Here is a 23,169-nt window from a genome sequence, read left to right as displayed (position 1 = left end):
TGGTACAAATATATTTATTTAATTCTGAGGTTAACTGCAGAAATTTTACCATTCTTGTCTTCAAGATCAAAAACTACATCTTGTCCTTCATTAAGACCTGCAAGACCTGCTGCGTCTACGGCAGATCTGTGTACAAACACATCCTTGCCGCCATTTTCCTGTTCAATAAATCCAAAATTTTTCGTCAGATTAAACCATTTAACTTTACCTACTATATTTGTAGTCATAAAAACCTTTTTAGATAGAAATTGCTTATTGGAATTTAAATTATGCTTAATAAAAAATTAAAGATCAGACTTACATTTAATATTAAGATTAATAAAAAATTCACTATGCAAAACTAGCTTACCTTGCGGCATTTGTCAATAACATGCAAAAGAAAGTATTACTTTCTAAGGTTAATTAGATCATATTATTACTATTTTGTCACTATTTTAGTTAATATATTATAGTAAAATTTGATTTACCTACATTGGACTTTTATTATTATGTAATTAATAAATAAAAGTTCTTGCTTTTTTTTCTTTTTTTCATTAATCTGTCCACTTAGCAAAATATAGTAGCTATATTTATATTGCCCGCGTGATGGAATGGTAGACATAACGGACTTAAAATCCGTGGAGCGTAAGCTCTTGCCGGTTCAAGTCCGGTCGCGGGTACCACGTGTTATAAATACATAGAAGATCTCCACTTTTAACTTGTAAATTTCCCCCTAAATTCTTTATTTGTAAGTCTTTTTTAGTTTCCTGTTTTATCTCACTATTTATAAGATAATTTATAATTTTTGATACTCTATTCAACTGTAAACCAAAAGTAGAGAAAATTATATTAATATCATTGCAAATACAATATAAATAGCTATAATAGCCTTAAGAATATGAATTTGATTGATACAATCTAAGGTTTAAATAGATAAAGAAGCATGTAAATATAATAATATAACTCAAAATATATGGATAATTTAATAAAGTTTTTAGAAGAAAAAGATTTTATAGAAGAAGCAATAAATTTAAAAAACGGAAGTGATATTCTTAATCTTGCTGAGAAAAACCTAACAAATAAAGATGTTAAAGAAATCTCTGAATTATTAGCAAATGATACTAATATTATCCAACTTGACTTATTCGGTAATAAAATAAATACAAACGGAGCTATAGAGCTTGCGAAACTGCTTAAGCTTAATAAAACTCTTATTGGTCTTGACCTTGGGAATAACGATATAGATAAAATAGGAGCAAGCAAGATTAAGAAAGTTTTAAAAACAAATACTACTCTTATTTTTCTTAATTTAGCATGGGATCCGTTAGAAGTAGCAGAATGTAAAAATATCAAAAAATATTTGGTCAGAAATGCTAATTTAACAAACCATCAAGAAACAATAAAGATGGCAAAAAAATTTAATGAAATAGATGAAGAAAAATTATTAATGAAATTAGATATAATCTCAGAGCCTGTCTTGAAATTAAGGTTTAGTCAATTTTTTAAGCATAAGTGTAATCATATTGATATAAATAATATGTTCAGAAGTTTTATAGTTATGCTCATAGTCTTTACTCATACGACGAAAATTATTGAGCCAGCCAAAAGTACGTTCAACTATCCAACGCTTGGGAATCACTTTAAACCCCACTTGATCAACAATTTTACGAGAAATTGTCAGTAATGCTCTTACAGTTAAAAAACACCAAATTTGTAATGCTCCAGCATAACCACTATCTGCAAAAAATTTGATAATACTAGGATATTTTGCTTTTGCCTTGATTATTTGTAGAAGTCAAGATTTGATCTTACAGACACTATAAAAATTATATCTGAATATCTGATAAATTATGACTGTCAGATAAGTATTCAAGATATAAGATTTCATTGTTCTTTTCAATAGCTAATTTCTTACTATCCTTAAAAGTTTGCATAGGCGTTTTACCATAACAATATTTTCCTGAATGTGGTCGCTCATTATTGAAATGCTCTAACCAAATATCAAGATCTAATTGTAAATCATCAAGATCAGTGTAGATCTTTTTCCGCATAGCTGTATCAAAGAATTCTTGTTTCATAGTTTTATTAAAACGTTCACACATACCATTTGTTTGAGGAGAATATGCTTTAGTAATAGTATGTTCTATACCTTCGATACTTAGAAATAATTCAAAAGCATGATGCTCTATATTTCCCTTATATTCTGACCCGCGATCTGTCAGAATACGAAGTATTGGTATGCCTTGAGTTTCATACCATGGTAACACGCGGTCATTAAGCATATCAGCAGCAGTTAAAGCTGTTTTATCAGTATATAGTTTAGCATCAGCTACTCTGCTATAGCTATCAATAAATACCTGAGAATAAACCTTACCTATACCCTTAAAATTTCCTACATAATATGTATCTTGGCATCCTAGATAACCTGAATGCTGTGTCTCAATCTCGCCATGGGCTTCTTTTTCGCTACGTCGTTTCTCTAGTACTTGTAACTGAGATTCAGTAAGTACAATACCATCCTGAGCCATCCTTGCTTCTAATGCTTTAAGCCTTTTATTGATATTGTTTAAATCATTACGTAACCAAATTGATCTCACTCCTCCAGGTGATACAAGTATACCGCTCTTCTTAAGCTCATTTGATACTCGAATCTGTCCATATGCTGGATATTCTATTGCCATATCCATTACTGCCTTCTCTATCGCTGGATCAACTCTATTCGCTATTATTGGCTTCTTCCGGCTAATCTCATACAACGCTTCTTCACCACCAGTTTCATACAGTTCTTTAAATCTGCAAAACTTACGCTATGTTTGGTTCTAAATATCGTAAAGATGGAGAACGAAGCTGTTGTTGCATATAGTCATCTAAAAGCCCTAACTTTATTTGGTAGACCGTTTTACCTATTTTATTTGCAGTTCTTTTGAGAAAAGCCCAAACTAGAAATGCACAACTAATGTGATTACGTTGGATACGCTGTTTTCTGCATTGGTAACGTTCTATACCAGTCAGTTGCTTAATTTTTCTATGCATGCTCTCAATTACCCATCGCAAGCCAAACTCATCTTGTGCAGCTTTAGAAGATTTTTGAGTTTTGTTATTGGTAACAACATAATCAACTCTGTTGGTAGAAACAGTAAATTTAACCGCATAGCGAAAATCTAGGGAGCTTGCTCCCTAGATGGATAGCGTTATAATATAAGCGTTGGCATATTATAATTTAGTAGAATGGAATTGAGGCGTAATAGTCATCATGTTTTTAGAATAATGTATCACTTTGTGTGGATACCAAAATATCGTCATAAAGTGTTTATTGAACCTTATAGAGAAAGCTTAAGGTTAATAATAAAGAAGATTGGTTACGATTATAATATAGAAATAGTGGAGTTAGAGATACCTACTGATCATATTCATATGGTAGTAAAATCTGAGCCAAAAGTTTCTCCGTCGTATATTATGCAAATAATAAAAAGCATATCTGCAAGAAATTTTTTCAAGCTTTATCCAAAAATAAAGCGTAAATATTTTTGGGGTGGTAAACTTTGGACGCAAAGTTTTTTTGTAGAAACTGTAGGTAACGTTAATGATGAGGTAATTCGTGAATATGTACGAAATCAAATAAACGCAATGGATAAAATTGAAAAAGAAACAAAGCATGTTAATTTGTTTAACATTTACTGTTTCTACCAACAGAGTTGATTATGTTGTTACCAATAACAAAACTCAAAAATCTTCTAAAGCTGCACAAGATGAGTTTGGCTTGCGATGGGTAATTGAGAGCATGCATAGAGAAATTAAGCAACTGACTGGTATAGAACGTTGCCAATGCAGAAAACAGCGTATCCAACGTAATCACATTAGTTGTGCATTTCTAGTTTGGGCTTTTCTCAAAAGAACTGCAAATAAAATAGGTAAAACGGTCTACCAAATAAAGTTAGGGCTTTTAGATGACTATATGCAACAACAGCTTCGTTCTCCATCTTTACGATATTTAGAACCAAACATAGCGTAAGTTTTGACTAATTCGTAAAAATAGCTTTAATACTGTTAAAGAAATATTTTCCTGTTTTATAGGTATATTATTTTACTTCATAACTTTAAGTATTTTACTCCGTATCGGTATTGATCCCATAAATCTTAAGCTTATTTTGGGGGTTGTATTGTTTATTTCCCTAAGTTCTATGAAGCGGGAGGCGGCATGAAACCTTATTTATATGCAGAAAAAATCCAATTTAAGGTAAAAGAGCGTAATGAGCCGATAATGTCGGAAACTACTTTAAATATTGTTGAAGAAGAGTTTGTTGTAGTGCTTGGAACTAACGGCAGCGGTAAATCTACTTTAATCAAGATTTTAGCCGGTTATTTGAAACCGACTAGCGGGCGAGTGTTTTTAGATCAAGTGCGAATTGATAAATTACCGCAATCCCAAAAAGCTAATATGTTGCTAACTATAACCCAAAAAGCAGAAGATAGATTATTTCCGGAGTTAACATTAGAAGAAAATATTACTTTATGGGAAAGCCGCTTTCCAGCAAATGAGCGTAAAACAGATGTGGAAGTGTTAGAACTCACCGGCTTATCTAAAAGATTTTTATCACGCTTGACACAGCCGCTTAGTAATTTTTCTGGTGGGGAGAAACAACTCATATTATTGGCACTAGCTATTTCTCATCCGCCTAAAATATTATTTCTAGATGAACATACTGCAAGCCTTGACCCTAAAGCTTCGCATGAGGTAATGAAAAAAAACGGCAGAGATTATAGATGAGCATAAAATAACTGCCGTAATGATCACACATAATTTAGAAGATGCTGTAAATTACGGAAAAAGACTTATAGTTTTAGATAATGGTAAGGTAGTACAAGACTACCTAAAACCACCGGCTTTTTCTATGAGAGAATTGAAAAAGATATTAGAGATAAAAGTTTATAATGAAGATTCTTTAGGATAAAGCCAAACTATTAGTAATCCAATTAAAAGACCAAGGTTTAAGAGTAGATTATACTCGGTCATAGAAATACCAAGGATTTTAATTGCTGGTTTGGTGCAGGAAGTTATTGGCTGTGAATAAAGCATCTGTCTAATATGCTCGACAGATAAGCCTTTTGGGAAGCGAATCATGGACGAACAAAGGCTGCTTGGTTGAACTATGCCTCGCTCTACCATACTATGATAGGTTGATAATATACAGGAGCTAAAAATTGTTAAGAAAATAAATATTAAAGTATATTTGCTTAATTGCCTGATAATTAAAGCAGTTAGGCAAATTTTTATTAATGTTAAATAAGGAAATCTTTCATAAACACATAAAGGGCAGGGGGTGTAATGTATTATATACTCAGCAAAATAAGCAGTAGCAAGAGCTGTTATAGAAATTGCAATTAAGCCTATATGCAGCATTTTATAGCTGTCTTTTCTTATGTAGTTTATAATGGTATTAAATGGCATATTTTTATTTTATAAAACGTCATTGCAAGGAGCGTAGCGACGAAGCAATCTCATGAAGTAAGAGACTACGCAATGATGTTATTTTATCGTTTAAAATTACAAAAACTTCAAGTGATATTTTACAATTAGCTAAATATAGTATATTGTCACTGATAATTAATTACAAGTGTAAGAAAAATAAATGTCAGAAATTTGGGAAGATGCAATCAAATCAAAAGCTTGGCCTTTTGAAGAAGCTAAAAAAATACTAGATAGCTTAAATGGTAAGCCACCTGAAAAAGGTTATGTATTGTTTGAAACCGGCTATGGTCCATCAGGATTGCCACATATTGGGACTTTTGGTGAAAATGCCCGTATGGTAATGGTGCAGAAAGCGTTTGAGCAATTATCTGACATTCCGACTAAACTAATATGCTTTTCTGATGATATGGATGGCTTACGTAAAGTGCCAAGTAATATCCCAAATCCTGAAATGGTAAGGCAGTATATGGATATGCCACTAACCTCTATCCCTGATCCTTTCGGTGAATGTGAGAGCTACGGGGATTATATGAATGCAAAGCTTCGCTCATTCCTTGATAAATTTGGCTTTAAGTATGAATTTTACAGCAGTACGGAAATGTATAAAGCCGGAATGTTTGATGAAATGCTGATAAAAGTGCTTGAAAAATATGACGAGATAATGGAGCTGATGCTGCCAACTTTTAGAGAAGGGCGGAAAGCTACCTATTCACCTTTTATGCCTATTTGTCCGAAAACTGGTAAAGTGTTGCAAGTACCTATACATAAATGGGATGCAAAACTTGGTACAATAACTTATAAAGATGAAAACGGTGAGATAATAGAAGTGCCGGTGACAAAAGGTCATTGTAAATTACAATGGAAGCCGGATTTCGGTATGCGTTGGGCAGCTCTGAAAGTTGATTATGAAATGTACGGCAAAGATCACTTAGCAAATGGTAGACTTTACTCTGAGATTTGTCGAATTTTAGGTGGAAAGCCGCCAGTGCAGCTATGTTATGAGTTATTTTTAGACGAAAATGGTGAGAAAATATCGAAGTCAAAAGGTAATAGTATTAGTGTTGATGATTGGCTTAAATATGCTCCTGTTGAAAGTATGGCTTTATTCATGTATCAAAACCCTACTAGAGCTAAAAGGTTATTTTTCGATGTAATTCCTAAAAATGTTGATGAATATATTACCTTTAATCAGAAATATCATTTAGAAGAAGATAGATCAAAGCGTTTTGCAAATCCCGTTTATCATATTCATCATGGAAATGTACCAAAAATTGAGACTTTTGGTATTACTTACTCCCTGTTATTAAATCTAACTTCTGTGTGTAATCCGTCCGATAAATCGGTACTTTGGGGTTTTATTAGCAGATATGAACCAAAAGCTACACCAGATAATAGTCCTTATCTTGACCATTTAGCAGAATTTGCTATAAGATATTATAATGATTTTGTTAAAGCACATAAATCATATTTAGCTCCGTCTGAAAAGCATAAAGCTATTTTGCAAGATATTTTAGACATGCTAAAAAGCTTGCCTGAGCAAATAGAATCGGAAAGTATCCAAAAAGGAATTTATGACATCGGAATGAAAGCAGGATATGAAAATTTGCGTGATTATTTCAAAGATTTATATCAGATACTACTCGGGCAGAGCGACGGTCCAAGACTTGGCACTTTCATAAAGCTTTATGGTATAAATGAAACTATGAAGTTGATTGAAGAGAAGTTGTAGAGGATAATTTTTGTCATACCACGGCTTGACCGTGGTATCTCGATAAGTTAATTTTTAGATACCGCGATCAAGTCGCGGCATGACATCGAATATGAATGATATTTTTTGCAGTACGTTGCCGATTTTTTTAATTACCTTACTTGGTAGTATTATAAAAAATAAATGGCTAACTTCAGAAGAATTTTGGCGAGGCATAGAGAAGTTATCCTATTTTGTATTGTTTCCTGCAATGCTTTTTAACTATATCTCTACAGCTGATTTAAGTGTTGCTTCAATAATCAAGCTAGTAATCGCTCTTATTATTTCTACACTTCTTATTACCTTAGGTCTAATAATTTATCAAAGAAAATATAATATTGATAAAATAGAATTCACTTCTATTTTTCAAGGATCAATTCGTTATAATAGCTACATTTTTTTTGGAGCAGCGAGTCCCTTACTTGGTCCTAGCGGTCTTTCTATCGTCGCTGTTATTTCTTCTTATATGATTATCATCACAAATATTTTATCGGTAATGATTTTTGCATATTACGTTCCTGATAAGTCTGTCACTACCACTATTAGAACAAGTTTGGTTTTAATGATCAAGCTAATTATACGTAACCAGCTTATTATTGCCAGCCTAGTAGGGTTTGTTTTTAATTACTCAAATCTTGAACTACATTTAGGTCTTAAGAAAACTTTAGATAGCCTTTCTAACGCTGCTTTAGCAATTGGTATGTTAAATGTTGGGGCAGGGCTTAATTTTACTATTAGGCAAGAGCTTTTACATAGCATAGTATTTACAAGTTTTATTAAGTTAATTGCTTTTCCGTTAGTGAGTGTAGTAATACTGTGGATGATGTCAATTAGTGGAATAGATAGATCGGTAGGGATATTATATAGCTCACTGCCATGTGCAAGCACTGCTTATGTTTTATCACGTCAGCTTGGCGGTGATCCTGATTTGATGGCATCGATTATAACATTTACAACTTTCTTCTCGGTAGTTACTATATCGATTATTATGTATTTAGTAGGATGAGCGTCATTGCAAGAAGCGTAGCGACGAAGCAATCTCAGGATGCTTAATGAGATTGCCGCGTCGATGTTACGCATCTCCTCGCAATGACAAAATTAATAAATAAAACAGGAATATCTAAAAAATGGATGAAATGAACAAAATAAATTACACTGAAGCACTTGAGTATCATCAAAAAGATAAACCAGGTAAAATTGCTATTTCTGCAACTAAGCCGCTTGTTACGCAGCATGATTTATCGCTTGCTTATTCTCCAGGTGTTGCTGCTCCTTGTCTTGAGATCGCTAAGGATACTGATGAGATGTATAAATATACGGCACGTGGAAATCTAGTTGCTGTGATTTCTAATGGTACTGCGGTGCTTGGGCTTGGTAATTTAGGAGCTGCTGCCTCAAAGCCAGTAATGGAGGGTAAAGCAGTACTTTTCAAAAAGTTTGCTGATATTGATGCAATAGATTTAGAAGTAGATACTAAAGATCCAGAAGAGTTTATTAATGCCGTAAAATATCTTGGTTATAGTTTCGGCGGAATTAACCTCGAAGATATCAAAGCTCCAGAATGTTTTGTTATTGAAGAGAAGTTAAAATCTTTAATGGATATACCGGTATTTCATGATGATCAGCACGGAACAGCAATTATCACCGCAGCAGGGCTAATTAATGCTGCTCATATTACTAACCGCAGGTTAGAGAATTTAAAAATAGTAGTTAATGGGGCGGGTGCTGCTGCTATTGCTTGTATTGATCTATTGATTGCTCTCGGAGCAGATAAATCAAAAATTATTCTATGTGATACCAAAGGCGTTATCTATCAAGGTCGCACGGATGGTATGAATAAATGGAAAGAATTGCATGCAAATAACACTGCCTTGCGGACTTTAGAAAGTGCATTAAAAGATGCAGATGTATTTATAGGATTATCTGTAAAAGGTGCAGTCACTAAAGAAATGGTCAGCAAAATGGCAAATAATCCGATTATTTTTGCTATGGCTAACCCCGATCCGGAAATTACGCCGGAAGAAGTAAGGCAGGTTCGTACAGATGCAATTATCGCAACAGGTCGTTCTGATTATAATAATCAGATTAATAACGTTATGGGTTTCCCTTATATTTTTAGGGGAGCATTAGATGTTAGAGCTAAAACTATCAATACAGAAATGAAAATAGCAGCAGCAAAAGCTATAGCAGAGCTTGCACGCAAGCCTGTGCCTGAGGAAGTATATAAGGCATATGCTGGTCGCAAGATGATTTTCGGTAATGAATATATTATCCCTGTTCCGTTTGATCCTCGTTTAATTACAGTAGTGCCGGTGGCGGTAGCTAAAGCAGCAATAGATAGTGATGTGGCTAAAATTTCTGATTTTAATCTCAATAAATATAAAAAAGAATTAGAAAGTAGATTAAACCCTACTTCTAACTATAAGAATTTCTTATCTGAAAAAATCCATAACGCACCATTTAAGAGAATTATTTTCGCTGAAGGAGAAGAAGAAGAAATAATCGTTGCTGCAATAATGATGCGGGATGAGAAATATGGAAATCCCATCTTGATCGGTCGCATGGAACGAATTGAAGCAAAGCTAAAACAATTAGGGCAGGATATTAGCCTAGATGGTATTACTGTAATGAATGCCGCTCTAACCGATAAGCTTGAAATATATATTGATTATTTATATAAAAGGTTGCAACGCAAAGGTTATTTATACCGAGATTGTGCTAAGCTTGTTAAAACTGATAAGAATATTTTTGCTGCTTGTATGCTTGCCTGTGGTGATGGTGATGCACTTTTAACAGGTATTACAAAAAGCTATGTTGATAGTTTAGAAGATATACTAAAAGTCATTTCACGAAAACCTAATCGTAGAATTCTAGGTTATTCTATTATGATTGCAAAAGACAATAATATTATTATTTCTGACAACTGCATTACTGAATATCCAAATAGTCACGAGCTCGCAGAAATAGCAGCTCAAACAGCAGAAATAGCTAGAGATATGGGAGTTATTCCGCGTGTTGCTCTTCTTTCATTTTCAAGTTTTGGCAATTCTTCTAAGGAAAAAACAGCTCGTATTCGTGAAGCAGTAAATATACTTGATAATTTTAGTGAAGATAAATCAAAGCTTAATGATATGGAAGTAGATTTTGAATATGATGGCGAAATGTCAGTTAAGGTTGCCTTGGATTCTAATTTACGTAAATTATATAAATTTTGTAGGTTATCCGGTCCTGCTAACGTCCTTATTATGCCTGGTCTAAACTCTGCCGCTATCTCTACTGAACTACTTCAAGAGTTTTCTTCAAATAGCTTTATAGGTCCTATAACAAATGGTTTTGAAAAACCTGTTCAAATCCTGCAAGCCACGCTATCAGCAAGTGAAATATTAAAAATCGCAACTTTTGCTTGTGTTGAAGCTATAAAATAGCTATATTAAAGATTAATAATAATTAACTTATGAGAGATAGTTATGGATCCGTTAATAAAAAGAGAAGTAATAAGTTCCTTTAATGATAAACCTAAAGATGGAATTAATAAGATCAAAGAATGGTGTGCTAGTAATAATAAAGATTTTGCAGAAGAGACAGCTAAGTTTTTTCGTGAGGAAAAAAATAATTTAGATTTAGTAGCTGTTGGAGATTATCTTGGAACAGATGGAGAAGATAATAAAAAAGTATTGGATCATTTTATTAAACAATTTGATTTTAAAGATAAAAATTATTTGAAAAGTTTAAGAGAGTTTTTAAAGGCTTTTAAATTACCAGGTGAGGCTCAAAAAATAGATAGGTTAGTTGAAAGCTTTGCCTCTAAATATTACGAGCAAAATGCTGCTAACGAAATAAATCATGCAGATGCAGCTTTTATATCAGCTTATGCTACTGTAGGTCTTAATACTAATCTTCATAATCCTAGCGTAAAAGATAAATGGACCATTGATCAGTTTAAGGATCAACTAAAAGGTTTAAATACAGAAAGTAAATTACAAGGAATTAAGAGTGGTAAAAATTTTGGCAATGAGTTCTTAGAAAATATTTATAATGGAATAAAAGCAGAGCCTTTTGAATCAAATTTTATAGAAACTGCTACTGGTTACGAGATAGCTGGTATAAGTTCTCAAAATGATAAAACTTTTAAAAAACTAGATAATTTTTTAACAGCAAAAACAGATATAAAAAACGTTTTTTCTAATCTAGGAAATAATGTAACTGCAGAGCATAAACAACCAAAAACATGGCTTAATAAATTCACAGGTTATGAGGGTAGCATATCAGTTAAAGCAGATAATGCAGAAGTAGAAATACAAGTTTATAAGCCAAATATTTTATCAAAATGGTTTTTAGGAGAAAAAAGTAAACTTGTGATTCAGCCTAAAGGTGGATCAGAGCAATCTTTAAAATTAGCAGCTCAAATTGCAGCAAGCTTTGAAACTAAAGTTACTTCTATCAAAGCAACATATGATTATTTGAAACAGGACTTAGAAAATTATTATAATAATCCTGAACAAGAACTAAGAAAAGCAAATTCAGTGGTAGATCTTCATAATCAAATAAAAGAAACTACCGCAAAAGTACAACAAGCTGATCCAGAAATACCTGATACTAAAAACATTCCTTTGGCTTCTGTAACAAACTTTCAGGATCTCAAACAAGCAGAGATAGGCATGCAGCCGGCAAAAACTCAACCAGTAGAAAAGCCAAAATTTAATACTTTTGCAGAAGAGTTAGCTTGGAAAAATGCACAAAAAAAGCAAGCTATTGATGCTCCAGTAACTAAAAACGAAGAACCTAAAGTACAAATAGATAATCACAAAAAACGTTTAGAGGAACTAAAGCAAAAGCAGGAAGAGCTACAAAATAAAAAGAAAAAGCTTGAAGAAAAAAAGGCTGATTCTAATACTCCTAAAGAAGAAAAATGGAGAATTGGCAAGGAATTAGATGGAATTAGTAAGCATATTGAAAGCATAAAAAAAGAATATAATACTATAAGTACTTCTGAAGAAAGAGAGAAGCAGTTTAATAAAACCTCACAATCTACTGCTTTAAAAGGCGAGCCTACAGCGGCTGATAAGCAGCAACAAGGTGCTATGGAAGCAATTAGGCTTAAAAAAGAGCAAAGATTAAAAGAAGAAACTGCTAGTAAGGCTATAATCGCTGGTAATCCAGCTACACAACCTCTAAAACCTGGTGTTATACCGCCACCACCACCGCCTCCTCCAGGGAAAGGTGTTCCTATTCCGCCACCACCACCGCCTCCAATGCCAGGACAAGGTGCTCCTATTCCGCCACCACCGCCTTCTTCTCCAATGCCAGGAAAGGGTGGGGATGCTCAAAAGTCATCTCAAATGCCTGATATTCCACCGAAATTGCAAGAGAAATTAAAAACTATGCAAACACCTCAAGATGGAAATAAGCAGCAAGGAAATAATAATTTTCAAGATGATCTAAGAAAAACTTTAGCAGGGAGAAATAGCCCAACACGTTAGATATAAATGTTGTGTTAAAAATCTTGAGTTTGAAATAACATTTTGATAGTCAGTGATAAGGGTGAAAGAAGAATCCCACCTTTATCACTATATTTATTTGCACTATTGGATAAGCCACGGGATTATACCGAAAGTGTTTTTTGATCTATGCAATAAGGCTTTTACATCATTCCCACAAAGGCATTGCCTGCGTCAATCATTTATCTCTACCATCCTGATGGCTTGGAAATTAGATCCAGCATAAAGCACAAGACGAAGCGAGTTTTTAGTTTTAAAAACTTGTTGTATTACACTTTTTAATCTCTTAGGGTTTAATTGTCGCACATCAAAGTAATACGACAGTGTTTGTCGTACATAATTTTAATATTTTTTAGTGTAATAGTTGAGATTTTATCTTACATTTAGTAAAATAAATTAATTATTAAATGGAGATAAGAAATGAACTTAAATCAAAAAATAATAAAGCCAAAATTAGGATTACTAGAACTCGCTAAGAGTCTTGGTAGCATATCATCAGCATGTAAAGCGATGGGCTATAGCAGAGATAGTTATTACAGATTTAAAGAACTGTATGAAACTGGTGGTGAAGAAGCGTTGTATGAGATTAGCCGGAAGAAGCCAATAATAGCGAATAGAGTTGATCCAGCGATAGAGAAGGCAGTAATGGATATGGCAATAGAATATCCAGCATATGGACAGATTCGAGTATCAAATGAGCTTAAGAAGAGCGGTATACTTGTATCACCTGGAGGAGTGAGATCAATTTGGTTACGTAATGATTTAAACAATATCAATAAAAGGCTTAAAGCATTAGAAGCAAGGATGGCTCAGGATGGTATTGTACTTACTGAATCTCAGTTACAAGTACTAGAGAAACGACGTAGCGAAAAAGAAGCCCATGGCGAGATTGAGACACAGCATTCAGGTTATCTAGGATGCCAAGATACATATTATGTAGGAAATTTTAAGGGTATAGGTAAGGTTTATTCTCAGGTATTTATTGATAGCTATAGCAGAGTAGCTGATGCTAAACTATATACTGATAAAACAGCTTTAACTGCTGCTGATATGCTTAATGACCGCGTGTTACCATGGTATGAAACTCAAGGCATACCAATACTTCGTATTCTGACAGATTGTGGGTCAGAATATAAGGGAAATATAGAGCATCATGCTTTTGAATTATTTCTAAGTATCGAAGGTATAGAACATACTATTACTAAAGCATATTCTCCTCAAACAAATGGTATGTGTGAACGTTTTAATAAAACTATGAAACAAGAATTCTTTGATACAGCTATGCGGAAAAAGATCTACACTGATCTTGATGATTTACAATTAGATCTTGATATTTGGTTAGAGCATTTCAATAATGAGCGACCACATTCAGGAAAATATTGTTATGGTAAAACGCCTATGCAAACTTTTAAGGATAGTAAGAAATTAGCTATTGAAAAGAACAATGAAATCTTATATCTTGAATACTCATCTGACAGTCATAATTTATCAGATATTCAGATATAATTTTTATAGTGCCTGTAAGATCAAATCTTGACTTCTACATATAAAGCGAGATAACCTACGCTTTTAATTTTAAAATTTGCTGTATTTATGATTTTTTTCCTGGATTCCTGCTTTTAGCTAAGAATGACATCGGAATCACGCAACAATGCTGCCGCGGGATGACAGGAAGAAATGATCCATGCAGGTAAAGCCTACTCTCATGCCTGTCACAAAATTCAGTGTGTTATTTTTTTGAATTGTAAAAATCTAAAATTGCTTTGCTTAATTCGTGATTTAATACTGAAAAGTCTGCCGTATCGAAGCCCTCTCTTGGAATAATTATCATCGCAAGCTTTTTAAGATTAGAATTGTTACAAATAAGCCTAATAAGATGTTTTATGCGTCTTTTAATTTTATTACGCACTACAGCCTTTTTATTTAGCTTTTTGCTAACTTTTATTCCTAGAAAGATATTATATTTTGATTCAAGAAAGATTTTTGGGATATTCTTTGCTATCACCAAAATAAAATATTTTTCATGAAATTTTTTGCCAAGCTTATTTATAAGCTCAAATTCCTTTTGATTTTTTAAAGAGGTGATAAACAATTGAATAGGTCAGATTATTATTTATGCGGATAGTTTTTTTCTGCCTTTAGCACGACGGTTTCTTAAAATTGCTCTTCCAGAGGCAGTAGCCATTCTAGCTCTAAAACCATGTCTTCTTTTTCTTACTAAATTACTAGGTTGAAATGTACGCTTCATAATATTTATACCAAACGAAAATTAATTACTTTATAATGAAATAAATGTCATTGCGAGGAAAAACTATAAGTTTTGATGAAGCAATCTGGTGAAAAAATCCTGAGATTGCCACAGCAGCAAAGTGGCTTCGCAACGACGTTGTCTATATTAAATATGTGCCTTTGCTTGTTCAACGATACTTGCAAATCCTTCATCGTTATTTACAGCAAGTTCTGCAAGGACTTTACGATCTATATCGATTTCTGCTTTTTTAAGAGCTCCCATAAACTGAGAATATACTAAACCATGCTCTCTTACTGCGGCATTTATTCTTTGAATCCACAGACCTCTGAAATCACGCTTACGATTCCTACGATCTCTATAAGCATATTGTAGCCCTTTTTCTACTTTTTCAATAGCTACTCTAAAGCAAGTACTTGCTCTACCTCTATAACCTTTTGCAAGTTTGAGGATTTTTTTATGGCGATTTTTGGAAATTTTTCCTGATTTTGCACGTGTCATTACTTATAGCTCCTTAGTTAAATTAATTGATACCATATGGTAAAAAGTATTTTTTAATATTATCTCCGTCTTGAGGGCAAAGAATAGTAGTTCCTCGAAGATTACGAATTTGAGCTTTAGTACGACGACGTCTAAAGTGATTTTTACGTGCTTGTGTTGCAATGACCTTACCACTAGCAGTAAGTTTAAAACGCTTTTTTACAGCAGATTTTGTCTTTAATTTAGGCATGATTTTTCCTTTAATTGGTATTTACTAAGATTTTAGTATTTTGCCGGTAATTATTAGGCATACCAAAGCCATGTTACCGATTAGAAGCTACATAATAGTTTTTTTACGATTTATTGCAAGACGTTTTTTATAATATATGCTATAATTGCTAAGATTAGTACTTATTTATTAAATATAATGTTTGGGCAGAATCCTAAAAGAGGAATATTAAAAGGTGACGGAACGGAATTGCAAGTGCAGTCTATTTTTAAGACGATCCAAGGGGAGGGGATATTTGTAGGTGTTCCTGCTATTTTCATTAGGCTTGGAGGGTGTAACCTTGCATGCGATTTTTGTGATACAGAATTTGAAGATTTTAAAACAATCAAAACAGATGATATTTTATCTAAGGTTAATCTAATGGCTTTAAACTCTAAAAACAAGTGGTCAGTTAAGCTAATAGTGATAACCGGTGGTGAGCCGATGCGTCAACCTATAGAGTTATTATGCCAAGAATTATTAGAACAAGGTTTTAAGGTGCAGATAGAAACTAACGGCACGTTATATCGTTCTTTGTCAGATGAAGTATCTATAATATGCTCGCCTAAAGCAGGTAAAAATGGCTATAGCAAAATCAGAGAAGATTTATTGCCTAAAATTAGTGCTATAAAATTTATCGTTGCTAAGAATATTTTAGAGTATAGCTTAATACCTGAAATAGGACAAACAGCTTATAATATACCAGTTTTTGTTCAGCCTATGGATCAAAATGATCAAAAACTTAACAAAGAAAATAACAAATTAGCAGTAAAATTAGTTTTAGAGAGCGGTGCTAGGTTGTCAGTACAAATACATAAATTTGTAGGCATAGAGTAATTACAAATATATCTTGAATTTTAGATTAATTAGTACTATTATAACCTTTTTATAAAGTTTAAAGTGTTGAAATAATGAGTGAAATATTAGAACTTGAAGCAAAGTCTCGCAATGAATTTGGTACGGGTGCAGCAAGAGCCTTAAGAAGAGAAGGGCGTGTTCCTGCTATTATTTATGGTGCAAAGAAAACCCCAGTTAGTATTTCTTTAGAAGAAAAAGAAATAACAAAATATTATAGAAAGCCAGCTTTTATATCTCAGTTAATTAATTTAACAATTGAAGGCACGCAATATAAAGTATTGCCGAAAGCTGTAGAATTACATCCTGTTACAGATATAGTACGCCACGTTGATTTTGTTTTTTTAGAAGATAAAACCCAAAAAATGGAAGTTCCTGTAGTATATGAAGGAAAAGAAAGAGCATTAGGCGTTAAAAGAGGCGGATATTTCAATATAGTAAAAAGAAGAGTTACTTTATTATGTGATGTTAATAATATCCCGAGAAATGTAACTATTGACGTTACTAATATGCCGATTGCTACTTCATTAAAATCTTCAAAAGTAAAACTACCAGAAGGTTGTAGCTTTACTACAAAAAAAGAATTTGTGCTTGCAACTATAATAGGACGTAGAGGTGCAAAAACTGAAGCCGAGGGCGAACAAACTGCTGAAGCAGCGAAGTAATATTGGCTTAGGACGTTGCGTGGCTCTAAAAAGGCACTCGATGTCATACCGTGGTCCCGACACGGTATCCAGTATATTTTTTAAGAAATTTAGTTAGCAAATCGCTTTTGTTACATGGCTCTTGATGCCATACTCATGTCATTCTTGCAAAGGTAAGGATCCATGAAAAATAAATATGCACACAATAAGTTTTGAAAAATAAAAGGTTGGTTACTCTTGCTGTATGCTGGATTCCTGTTTTTGCAGGAATGACATTGAACACTTTTTTCAAGCTATACAATAACATACGATCCACATTGGAATGGCATACGCAACACCTCATCCTATTTCAAATCATATCTATCTTCAAAAACTTTTCATTACATTTAGGTAACACTATGATGCTTATTATTGGTCTTGGTAATCCAGGTAAAGATTATGAGCATACACGTCATAATATAGGATTTATTGCTTTAGAGAATATAGCAAAGCAATATGATACATCATTTAGTATAAAGAAGAAATTTCATTGTGAAATTGCTGAAAGTACTAATAACGGGCAAAAGCTAATATTCATAAAACCTACTACTTACATGAATTTATCGGGTAAGTCGGTAATAGCGGTAAAAACATATTATAATATTCCTCTTGAAAAAATCTTTGTTATTCATGATGATATTGATTTAGATTCTGGTAGAATAAAGTTTAAAATTGGTGGTGGAAACGGTGGGCATAATGGTTTGAAGTCCATTGATGGAATTATAGGAAATAATTATAATCGTATTAGGATTGGAGTTGGTAGACCACAAAATAGTCAAGATGTAGCAGATTATGTACTTAATAATTTCTCTAAATCTGAATATGTAATAGCAGAGCAGGCTATAGATAAAATAACTGATAACTTTAATTTAATACTAGAGAATAAACTAGAAGAGTTTAAGAGTAAGATGGTTTAGGTATCGCTCCTGTCATCCCTTGGTTAAGCGACGGGAGGCTTTGTTGCGTGGATCGAAAAACGCCCTAAGGTAGTCATACCGTGGCTTGGGAACTAGATCCAGAAAATAATAAAAAATACTAATTTTATTAGTATTTTTAACTGGATCCCGTGAATAAATCACGGGATGACAGAAGAGAATGATCCACGCAACAATGCCTCCACGGGATGACACTGGAATTATAAAACAACACCAAATTAGCTAAAAAAAAATTATGACACGAAATTTTGAAATTATATATGCTGAAGAAATGGATAAAACCTATTCAGCTATAATTCAGGAAGCTTTTAATAAAGATGTACGCAAAATAAAAGGCTTAACAGGAGATTTAAAATCTTTTTCGTTTTCATGTTTAGATCAAGATAAAAATTTTATTGCCGGAATTGGCGGTGTAAGTTTTTGGGGTGGTTTATATATTAGTTCATTATTTGTAGATGAAAATTATAGAAATCAAAATTACGGAAGTTTATTAATAGAAAAAGCTGAAAATCTAGCACGTGAGCGTGGCTGTAATTTTGTTGTTTTATCAACTATGGATTTTCAGGCTAAACCATTTTATAAAAAATTAGGATATAAGCTAGAATTTACAAGACACGGCTATGAAAAAGATTCAGTTATGTATTTACTAAGGAAAGATTTATGACATTAAAATTAGGAATTGTAGGTTTGCCGAATGTCGGTAAGTCAACGTTATTTAATGCTTTAACGGCAAGCGTGGCAGCGGAAGCTGCTAATTATCCGTTTTGCACGATTGAGCCAAATAGTGCCGTTGTTTCAGTGCCGGATGAACGTTTACATAAATTAGCAGTGCTTGTAGGCAGTAACAAAATCATCCCGTCTTACATAGAATTTGTCGATATTGCAGGTCTTGTTAAAGGTGCAAGCAAAGGGGAGGGGCTTGGTAATAAGTTCTTATCAAACATTAGAGAAGTAGATGCAATATTGCATGTGTTACGTTGTTTTGAGGATGAAGACGTAACGCACGTGCATAATAAGGTTGATCCGATTCATGACCTTGAAATAATTGAGATGGAGCTAATACTTGCCGATATAGAATCGATGGAAAAGCGACTAGCTACAAGTGAAAAACGTTTGAAATCAGGTGATAAGACTTTAGCAGATCAGATAGAGCTATTAAAAGAAGTTCATAAAGTGTTAGCTGACGGTAAACCTGCAAGAGTGCTAAATAAAACTTTAGGAGCTGATAATCTAAAGCAGTTACAGCTGCTTACCTCTAAGCCTGTGCTATATGTGTGTAATGTGCTTGAAAAAGATGCAGCAAGTGGTAACGAGCTTACAAAATTAGTAGCAGAGCAGGCAAAAAAAGAAGATGCTAAAAGCGTTATTATTTCCTCAAAAATAGAAGCAGATATTGTTTTGCTTGAAGATGAGGAAGAGAAAAAAAAATTCCTAAATAGTATTGACCTTGAAGAAACGGGCTTAAGTAGAGTAATTAAAGAAGGGTATAATCTCTTAAACCTTAAAAGCTTTTTTACGATCGGTCCGAAAGAAGCTCATAGCTGGACTTTTAAAGATGGCACTCTTGCACCAGGGGCTGCCGGTATTATCCATACTGATTTTGAAAAGGGCTTTATCAGAGCAGAAGTAATAGGTTACGCAGATTACATAAATCTTGGTAGTGAAGCAAAAGCTAAAGAAGTGGGAAAAATGCGACTAGAGGGTAAAGAATATAAAATGCAGGATGGGGATATAGTACATTTTAGATTCAACGTATAAATACTTGTCGTCTTTAAAGAATTATTTCTTCATTTTATCATGGATTCACGTACTCATGTACTAAGTGTACACTCCGTTCGCTCACCATGCAAAATAAAGTCTAATTCTTTAAATATTTAAAGTATTATTTGCCCTGCTTGAAAAATTGACGTTATCATCTTTGTAACTCGTCGGATGCTCACATATTAAGTAACTGCTGTCGTGCTGTCGCTCCTCTCGGCTTACAGGCTTCTAGCTCTTTTCCAATCTGAACTAATTAATCTCTTAGGGTTTAATTCCCCGAAGGTCTGCTTCGTGATATACTAGATGCATGGAAGAAAGCAGTTATATACATAAAAGTGATAATGTCACAGTACTAATATATCATTTAGTAACACCGGCAAAGTATAGAAGAGTAATATTCAATGAGGAACTAGACGATTATTTATGTAAAATTTGTGAGGACATAGAAGCTCGTTATGAAATTAGATTTTTGGAAATAGGAGTAGATAAAGAACATGTACATTTTTTACTACAGTCAATACCAATGTATAGCCCAACAAAAATAACTCAAATCATAAAAAGTATTACATCTAAGGAAATGTTTAAGAAATATCCAAATCTTAAAGAAAAATTATGGGGAAGTGAGTTTTGGAGTAAAGGATATTTTATGAGCACAGTATGTAAACATGGTGATGAGCAGAAATTACGTAATTATGTAAAAATCAAGGTTCAGGCAAACCTTCTTATAAAGCATTTCAACAAAAACAGTTAAAACTTTTTGGATAGATACCTCGTAGCTCTGCTGCGAGGAGTATCATTTTGTTTAAATTTACTGTTTCTACCAACAGAGTTGATTATGTTGTTACCAATAACAAAACTCAAAAATCTTCTAAAGCTGCACAAGATGAGTTTGGCTTGCGATGGGTAATTGAGAGCATGCATAGAAAAATTAAGCAACTGACTGGTATAGAACGTTGCCAATGCAGAAAACAGCGTATCCAACGTAATCACATTAGTTGTGCATTTCTAGTTTGGGCTTTTCTCAAAAGAACTGCAAATAAAATAGGTAAAACGGTCTACCAAATAAAGTTAGGGCTTTTAGATGACTATAGGTTTTAAATCACCAGCAAGCTCTTTCCGGTCCTTGTATGATACATATCTTAAACTATTTCTAATTTGATGTACAATACATAATTGATGCTCCGTCTTTGGAAAAACAGCACCTATAGCTTCAGACATACCATTAAGGTTATCGCTACATGCTATCAGTATGTCTTGCATACCTCTATTTTTCATCTCAGTAAAATTACCAAGCCAAAATTTAGCTCCTTCATTCTCGCTGATCCACAATCCTAAAATATCTTTCCGTCCCTCTAAATCAACGCCTAAGGCAACATATACTGATTTATTGATAATGGGGTCGTTGAAAGATAATTTTTGATAGTAAAATAAGAGGAAAGGAGGTAATAAATATTTTAAAAAAGAAATTCTGTTTAATATAGAGATAAATGTTATTCAATAGTGTAGTAATTTAATAGAGATTTGTTTACAGAGTTAGAATTTTTATTAATAAATTTCTTTAAGCCATTAAAGTTGTTAAAACCACTAATCGTTTTAAATTAAAACATATGGCATTCATAAATTCGGAGAATTGATTTTTGGCAATTCCTATATATCTAACCCGCTTATTATCTTTTGAAAATACCATCTCGAAAGGTGCTCTGATTTTCGTATAATATTTATCAAGGTCAAAATTCTTATCTTTCATATTATTTTTCTTTATTGCACAAAGATGGACTCCCTTTTTAGCTGCTGCATTCTTGGTAGAGATTGTACAATAACCTTTATCAACATATGTAGCACCAGAACTTGGCATAACATGCTTAAAACCTTTTCTATCGGTAACATTTGCAGGGGTAACTGCAACCTTATTGATCATGCCTGATTGAATATCAACACTCACATGTTTTTTATAACCATACCAAAATTTATTCCCTCCCTTACAGCCAATTTTGGCTTGTTTATCCTTTGCAACCTTAGGCAAAGTCTCATTATTCAATTTATCATATTTTTGTGCTCTTAGTTTATCACGTTCCTCCCAGAGATTAGCTTTTGAGATTAAATGAGAAGCATCTACAAAGGTAAATACTTCACCCATATAGCCTTGTACTCGTAGTTGATCGCGGAATTTTGTAAATATTTTTGATAGTAAATTAGTACCTATTTTTTTACGTATTTTACTAAATACACTATAATCAGGTGTCTTTTCTGTAAGAGCAAAATTACAAAACCATTTCGCCGCTGTGCTATCAGCTAAATAACGTTCTAATTCCCGATCAGATAAGTCTTCCATAAATTGTAGCAGCAAACATTTAAACAGCCTCTCTATACCATATCCTTTATAATTAGCTTCGCATTCTAATGCTAATAACTCAGCTTCAACTGCTTTGAATTTGAATAAACTTTTGAATTTACGATATTGATGATCCGCATTTACTAACTCATCTAAACTTACCATTAGCATTTGATACTCTGACATATAAACATATTTTTTATTTTTTTATTATACCTGCTACCCTCTCATCTCGCAACAGTCCCATAATACGTTTATCTTGACGCACTTTTACTATTAAACAATCAAAAAATACTATAGCATATACTGGATCTAATGGACGGCTCTGCCATAGCTTAGCATCCTCTATTATATCATCTGTGATCCCGCTAATTAAACTCTCGCTTACATCAGCTCCATATAACTCCTGAAGCTGTAATTTTATATCTGATAAACTCATACCTTTAGCATACAAAGATAGTACTTTATCATCAAAACCATCAAGTCTTCTTTGACGCTTTGCTACCAATGATGGTTCAAAGCTACTATTTCTATCTCTTGGTACCTCAATCTCAACAGCACCATTCTTTGTAATTAGATTCTTTGTATTATAACCATTACGTGAATTCTGGGCAGCACTTTGATTATACTTGCTATATATCCTAAATGATTATTCATCTCAGACTGTAAAGCTCTCTCTACAAGACGCTTGGTCAGTTCTTTTAATAAACCATCCTACGCAAATAAAGTTGATACATCTGTATCATTATTGATCAATAAATCTATCGCTTGATCCATTGCAGCATTTTGTTTCTCTGTCATTGTAATTTCTCTTTTTGTTATATTTTCTTTTATATAACCTTTGGGAAATTTGGTGAGTAGGCCAGTAGAATTTTCTTCCCCCTAGCCTCTCTCAAAACCGTACGTAAACCTC

General features: G+C 33.3%; 19 protein-coding genes, 1 tRNA gene and 9 pseudogenes. 17 read left to right on the top strand and 12 right to left on the bottom strand.

All coding sequences use genetic code 11. From position 1 onward, the window contains the following. Nucleotides 1-14 precede the first annotated feature (14 nt). Nucleotides 15-227, bottom strand: coding sequence for a cold-shock protein (locus tag ACOAL3_RS08165; protein WP_419234797.1), 213 nt, complete (start codon nt 225-227; stop codon nt 15-17). Between the two features lie 349 nt (nt 228-576). Here ACOAL3_RS08165 and ACOAL3_RS08160 point away from each other — a divergent pair. Beyond that, a tRNA-Leu gene (locus ACOAL3_RS08160) sits at nt 577-662 on the top strand. A gap of 800 nt (nt 663-1,462) precedes the next feature. Here the strand turns inward: ACOAL3_RS08160 and ACOAL3_RS08155 are convergent. The 3 genes and pseudogenes from ACOAL3_RS08155 to ACOAL3_RS08145 form a co-directional block, all read right to left on the bottom strand. Further along, complete coding sequence (locus ACOAL3_RS08155; protein WP_419235628.1) at nt 1,463-1,690, bottom strand: transposase; 228 nt, start codon at nt 1,688-1,690, stop codon at nt 1,463-1,465. 115 nt (nt 1,691-1,805) lie between these two features. Then, nucleotides 1,806-2,780, bottom strand: a pseudogene (locus ACOAL3_RS08150) (IS481 family transposase); the annotation flags it as partial. Between the two features lies 1 nt (nt 2,781). Further along, nucleotides 2,782-3,123: pseudogene (locus tag ACOAL3_RS08145) on the bottom strand (IS701 family transposase); the annotation flags it as partial. An 84-nt stretch (nt 3,124-3,207) separates the two neighbouring features. Between ACOAL3_RS08145 and tnpA (ACOAL3_RS08140) the strand changes: the two are divergent. The 4 genes and pseudogenes from tnpA (ACOAL3_RS08140) (at nt 3,208) to ACOAL3_RS08125 (ending at nt 4,931) form a co-directional block, all read left to right on the top strand. Beyond that, nucleotides 3,208-3,678, top strand: coding sequence for an IS200/IS605 family transposase (gene tnpA / locus ACOAL3_RS08140; protein WP_473198134.1), 471 nt, complete (start codon nt 3,208-3,210; stop codon nt 3,676-3,678). Further along, nucleotides 3,656-3,991: pseudogene (locus ACOAL3_RS10945) on the top strand (transposase); the annotation flags it as partial. The gene tnpA (ACOAL3_RS08140) and the pseudogene ACOAL3_RS10945, both read left to right, overlap by 23 nt. A 7-nt stretch (nt 3,992-3,998) precedes the next feature. After that, nucleotides 3,999-4,181: pseudogene (locus tag ACOAL3_RS08130) on the top strand (ABC transporter permease); the annotation flags it as partial. Beyond that, nucleotides 4,178-4,931: pseudogene (locus tag ACOAL3_RS08125) on the top strand (ATP-binding cassette domain-containing protein). The pseudogenes ACOAL3_RS08130 and ACOAL3_RS08125, both read left to right, overlap by 4 nt. Here ACOAL3_RS08125 and ACOAL3_RS08120 read toward each other — a convergent pair. After that, nucleotides 4,907-5,428, bottom strand: a complete 522-nt coding sequence (locus tag ACOAL3_RS08120; protein ID WP_419234794.1) for a disulfide bond formation protein B — start codon at nt 5,426-5,428, stop codon at nt 4,907-4,909. The pseudogene ACOAL3_RS08125 and the gene ACOAL3_RS08120 sit on opposite strands and share 25 nt — an antisense overlap. Before the next feature lie 181 nt (nt 5,429-5,609). Here ACOAL3_RS08120 and ACOAL3_RS08115 point away from each other — a divergent pair, with 181 nt between their 5' ends. The 5 genes from ACOAL3_RS08115 (at nt 5,610) to ACOAL3_RS08095 (ending at nt 14,200) form a co-directional block, all read left to right on the top strand. Then, nucleotides 5,610-7,178, top strand: coding sequence for a lysine--tRNA ligase (locus ACOAL3_RS08115; protein WP_419234793.1), 1,569 nt, complete (start codon nt 5,610-5,612; stop codon nt 7,176-7,178). A 91-nt stretch (nt 7,179-7,269) separates the two neighbouring features. Next, entirely contained in the window at nt 7,270-8,202 is a 933-nt protein-coding gene (locus tag ACOAL3_RS08110) for an AEC family transporter (protein WP_419234792.1), read from the top strand. A gap of 121 nt (nt 8,203-8,323) precedes the next feature. Continuing rightward, complete coding sequence (locus ACOAL3_RS08105; protein WP_419234791.1) at nt 8,324-10,621, top strand: NADP-dependent malic enzyme; 2,298 nt, start codon at nt 8,324-8,326, stop codon at nt 10,619-10,621. Nucleotides 10,622-10,663: 42 nt separating this feature from the next. Further along, the gene (gene ralF / locus ACOAL3_RS08100; protein ID WP_419234790.1) at nt 10,664-12,676 is read left to right on the top strand and encodes a T4SS guanine nucleotide exchange effector RalF; all 2,013 of its coding nucleotides are present in this window, start codon (nt 10,664-10,666) and stop codon (nt 12,674-12,676) included. A 438-nt stretch (nt 12,677-13,114) separates the two neighbouring features. Further along, nucleotides 13,115-14,200: an IS481 family transposase gene (locus tag ACOAL3_RS08095; RefSeq protein WP_419234789.1), complete on the top strand. Its 1,086-nt coding sequence runs from the start codon at nt 13,115-13,117 to the stop codon at nt 14,198-14,200. Between the two features lie 223 nt (nt 14,201-14,423). Here the strand turns inward: ACOAL3_RS08095 and rnpA are convergent, their stop codons facing one another. From rnpA to rpmI, 4 genes are all read right to left on the bottom strand, one after another. Then, nucleotides 14,424-14,786, bottom strand: a complete 363-nt coding sequence (rnpA, locus tag ACOAL3_RS08090; RefSeq protein WP_395476484.1) for a ribonuclease P protein component — start codon at nt 14,784-14,786, stop codon at nt 14,424-14,426. A gap of 21 nt (nt 14,787-14,807) precedes the next feature. Beyond that, entirely contained in the window at nt 14,808-14,942 is a 135-nt protein-coding gene (gene rpmH / locus ACOAL3_RS08085; RefSeq protein WP_011477532.1) for a 50S ribosomal protein L34, read from the bottom strand. A 147-nt stretch (nt 14,943-15,089) separates the two neighbouring features. Continuing rightward, nucleotides 15,090-15,443: a 50S ribosomal protein L20 gene (gene rplT, locus ACOAL3_RS08080; protein ID WP_395476483.1), complete on the bottom strand. Its 354-nt coding sequence runs from the start codon at nt 15,441-15,443 to the stop codon at nt 15,090-15,092. Between the two features lie 22 nt (nt 15,444-15,465). Further along, nucleotides 15,466-15,672, bottom strand: coding sequence for a 50S ribosomal protein L35 (gene rpmI / locus ACOAL3_RS08075; protein WP_395476482.1), 207 nt, complete (start codon nt 15,670-15,672; stop codon nt 15,466-15,468). 177 nt (nt 15,673-15,849) lie between these two features. Here rpmI and ACOAL3_RS08070 point away from each other — a divergent pair, with 177 nt between their 5' ends. The 7 genes and pseudogenes from ACOAL3_RS08070 to ACOAL3_RS10940 form a co-directional block, all read left to right on the top strand. Further along, nucleotides 15,850-16,527, top strand: coding sequence for a 7-carboxy-7-deazaguanine synthase QueE (locus ACOAL3_RS08070; protein WP_419234788.1), 678 nt, complete (start codon nt 15,850-15,852; stop codon nt 16,525-16,527). A 74-nt stretch (nt 16,528-16,601) separates the two neighbouring features. After that, complete coding sequence (locus tag ACOAL3_RS08065; protein WP_011477528.1) at nt 16,602-17,210, top strand: 50S ribosomal protein L25/general stress protein Ctc; 609 nt, start codon at nt 16,602-16,604, stop codon at nt 17,208-17,210. Between the two features lie 377 nt (nt 17,211-17,587). Further along, complete coding sequence (pth, locus tag ACOAL3_RS08060) at nt 17,588-18,145, top strand: aminoacyl-tRNA hydrolase (protein ID WP_395476480.1); 558 nt, start codon at nt 17,588-17,590, stop codon at nt 18,143-18,145. Nucleotides 18,146-18,398: 253 nt separating this feature from the next. Then, nucleotides 18,399-18,827 carry a GNAT family N-acetyltransferase gene (locus ACOAL3_RS08055; RefSeq protein ID WP_419234787.1) on the top strand — a complete coding sequence of 143 codons (429 nt, stop codon included), beginning with the start codon at nt 18,399-18,401 and terminating at the stop codon, nt 18,825-18,827. Beyond that, nucleotides 18,824-19,921, top strand: coding sequence for a redox-regulated ATPase YchF (gene ychF / locus ACOAL3_RS08050; RefSeq protein WP_419234786.1), 1,098 nt, complete (start codon nt 18,824-18,826; stop codon nt 19,919-19,921). Before ACOAL3_RS08055 ends, ychF begins: the two co-directional genes overlap by 4 nt. A 310-nt stretch (nt 19,922-20,231) precedes the next feature. Beyond that, a pseudogene (tnpA, locus tag ACOAL3_RS08045) lies at nt 20,232-20,689 on the top strand (IS200/IS605 family transposase). A gap of 21 nt (nt 20,690-20,710) precedes the next feature. After that, nucleotides 20,711-21,022, top strand: a pseudogene (locus tag ACOAL3_RS10940) (transposase); the annotation flags it as partial. On the opposite strand, the pseudogene ACOAL3_RS08035 reads toward ACOAL3_RS10940, so the two are convergent. The 3 genes and pseudogenes from ACOAL3_RS08035 to ACOAL3_RS08025 all read right to left on the bottom strand — a co-directional run. Further along, nucleotides 21,011-21,322, bottom strand: a pseudogene (locus ACOAL3_RS08035) (transposase); the annotation flags it as partial. The pseudogenes ACOAL3_RS10940 and ACOAL3_RS08035 sit on opposite strands and share 12 nt — an antisense overlap. 160 nt (nt 21,323-21,482) lie before the next feature. Then, entirely contained in the window at nt 21,483-22,442 is a 960-nt protein-coding gene (locus ACOAL3_RS08030) for a transposase (RefSeq protein WP_419234540.1), read from the bottom strand. Between the two features lie 58 nt (nt 22,443-22,500). Continuing rightward, a pseudogene (locus tag ACOAL3_RS08025) lies at nt 22,501-23,057 on the bottom strand (transposase); the annotation flags it as partial. Nucleotides 23,058-23,169: the final 112 nt, after the last annotated feature.

This window comes from Rickettsia endosymbiont of Nabis limbatus, assembly GCF_965196655.1.
GTDB lineage: Bacteria > Pseudomonadota > Alphaproteobacteria > Rickettsiales > Rickettsiaceae > Rickettsia.
The sequence above is the reverse complement of the archived record's forward strand: the minus strand, read 5'-3'. Positions and strand labels throughout refer to the sequence as shown.

What these genes read in the sequence shown, in the direction of transcription:
- ACOAL3_RS08165 (WP_419234797.1), bottom strand. Translation starts at nt 227, where the DNA reads ATGACTACAAATATAGTAGGTAAAGTTAAATGGTTTAATCTGACGAAA.
- tnpA (WP_473198134.1), top strand. Translation starts at nt 3,208, where the DNA reads ATGGAATTGAGGCGTAATAGTCATCATGTTTTTAGAATAATGTATCAC.
- ACOAL3_RS08120 (WP_419234794.1), bottom strand. Translation starts at nt 5,428, where the DNA reads ATGCCATTTAATACCATTATAAACTACATAAGAAAAGACAGCTATAAA.
- ACOAL3_RS08115 (WP_419234793.1), top strand. Translation starts at nt 5,610, where the DNA reads ATGTCAGAAATTTGGGAAGATGCAATCAAATCAAAAGCTTGGCCTTTT.
- ACOAL3_RS08110 (WP_419234792.1), top strand. Translation starts at nt 7,270, where the DNA reads ATGAATGATATTTTTTGCAGTACGTTGCCGATTTTTTTAATTACCTTA.
- ACOAL3_RS08105 (WP_419234791.1), top strand. Translation starts at nt 8,324, where the DNA reads ATGGATGAAATGAACAAAATAAATTACACTGAAGCACTTGAGTATCAT.
- ralF (WP_419234790.1), top strand. Translation starts at nt 10,664, where the DNA reads ATGGATCCGTTAATAAAAAGAGAAGTAATAAGTTCCTTTAATGATAAA.
- ACOAL3_RS08095 (WP_419234789.1), top strand. Translation starts at nt 13,115, where the DNA reads ATGAACTTAAATCAAAAAATAATAAAGCCAAAATTAGGATTACTAGAA.
- rpmH (WP_011477532.1), bottom strand. Translation starts at nt 14,942, where the DNA reads ATGAAGCGTACATTTCAACCTAGTAATTTAGTAAGAAAAAGAAGACAT.
- rplT (WP_395476483.1), bottom strand. Translation starts at nt 15,443, where the DNA reads ATGACACGTGCAAAATCAGGAAAAATTTCCAAAAATCGCCATAAAAAA.
- rpmI (WP_395476482.1), bottom strand. Translation starts at nt 15,672, where the DNA reads ATGCCTAAATTAAAGACAAAATCTGCTGTAAAAAAGCGTTTTAAACTT.
- ACOAL3_RS08070 (WP_419234788.1), top strand. Translation starts at nt 15,850, where the DNA reads ATGTTTGGGCAGAATCCTAAAAGAGGAATATTAAAAGGTGACGGAACG.
- ACOAL3_RS08065 (WP_011477528.1), top strand. Translation starts at nt 16,602, where the DNA reads ATGAGTGAAATATTAGAACTTGAAGCAAAGTCTCGCAATGAATTTGGT.
- pth (WP_395476480.1), top strand. Translation starts at nt 17,588, where the DNA reads ATGATGCTTATTATTGGTCTTGGTAATCCAGGTAAAGATTATGAGCAT.
- ACOAL3_RS08055 (WP_419234787.1), top strand. Translation starts at nt 18,399, where the DNA reads ATGACACGAAATTTTGAAATTATATATGCTGAAGAAATGGATAAAACC.
- ychF (WP_419234786.1), top strand. Translation starts at nt 18,824, where the DNA reads ATGACATTAAAATTAGGAATTGTAGGTTTGCCGAATGTCGGTAAGTCA.
- ACOAL3_RS08030 (WP_419234540.1), bottom strand. Translation starts at nt 22,442, where the DNA reads ATGTCAGAGTATCAAATGCTAATGGTAAGTTTAGATGAGTTAGTAAAT.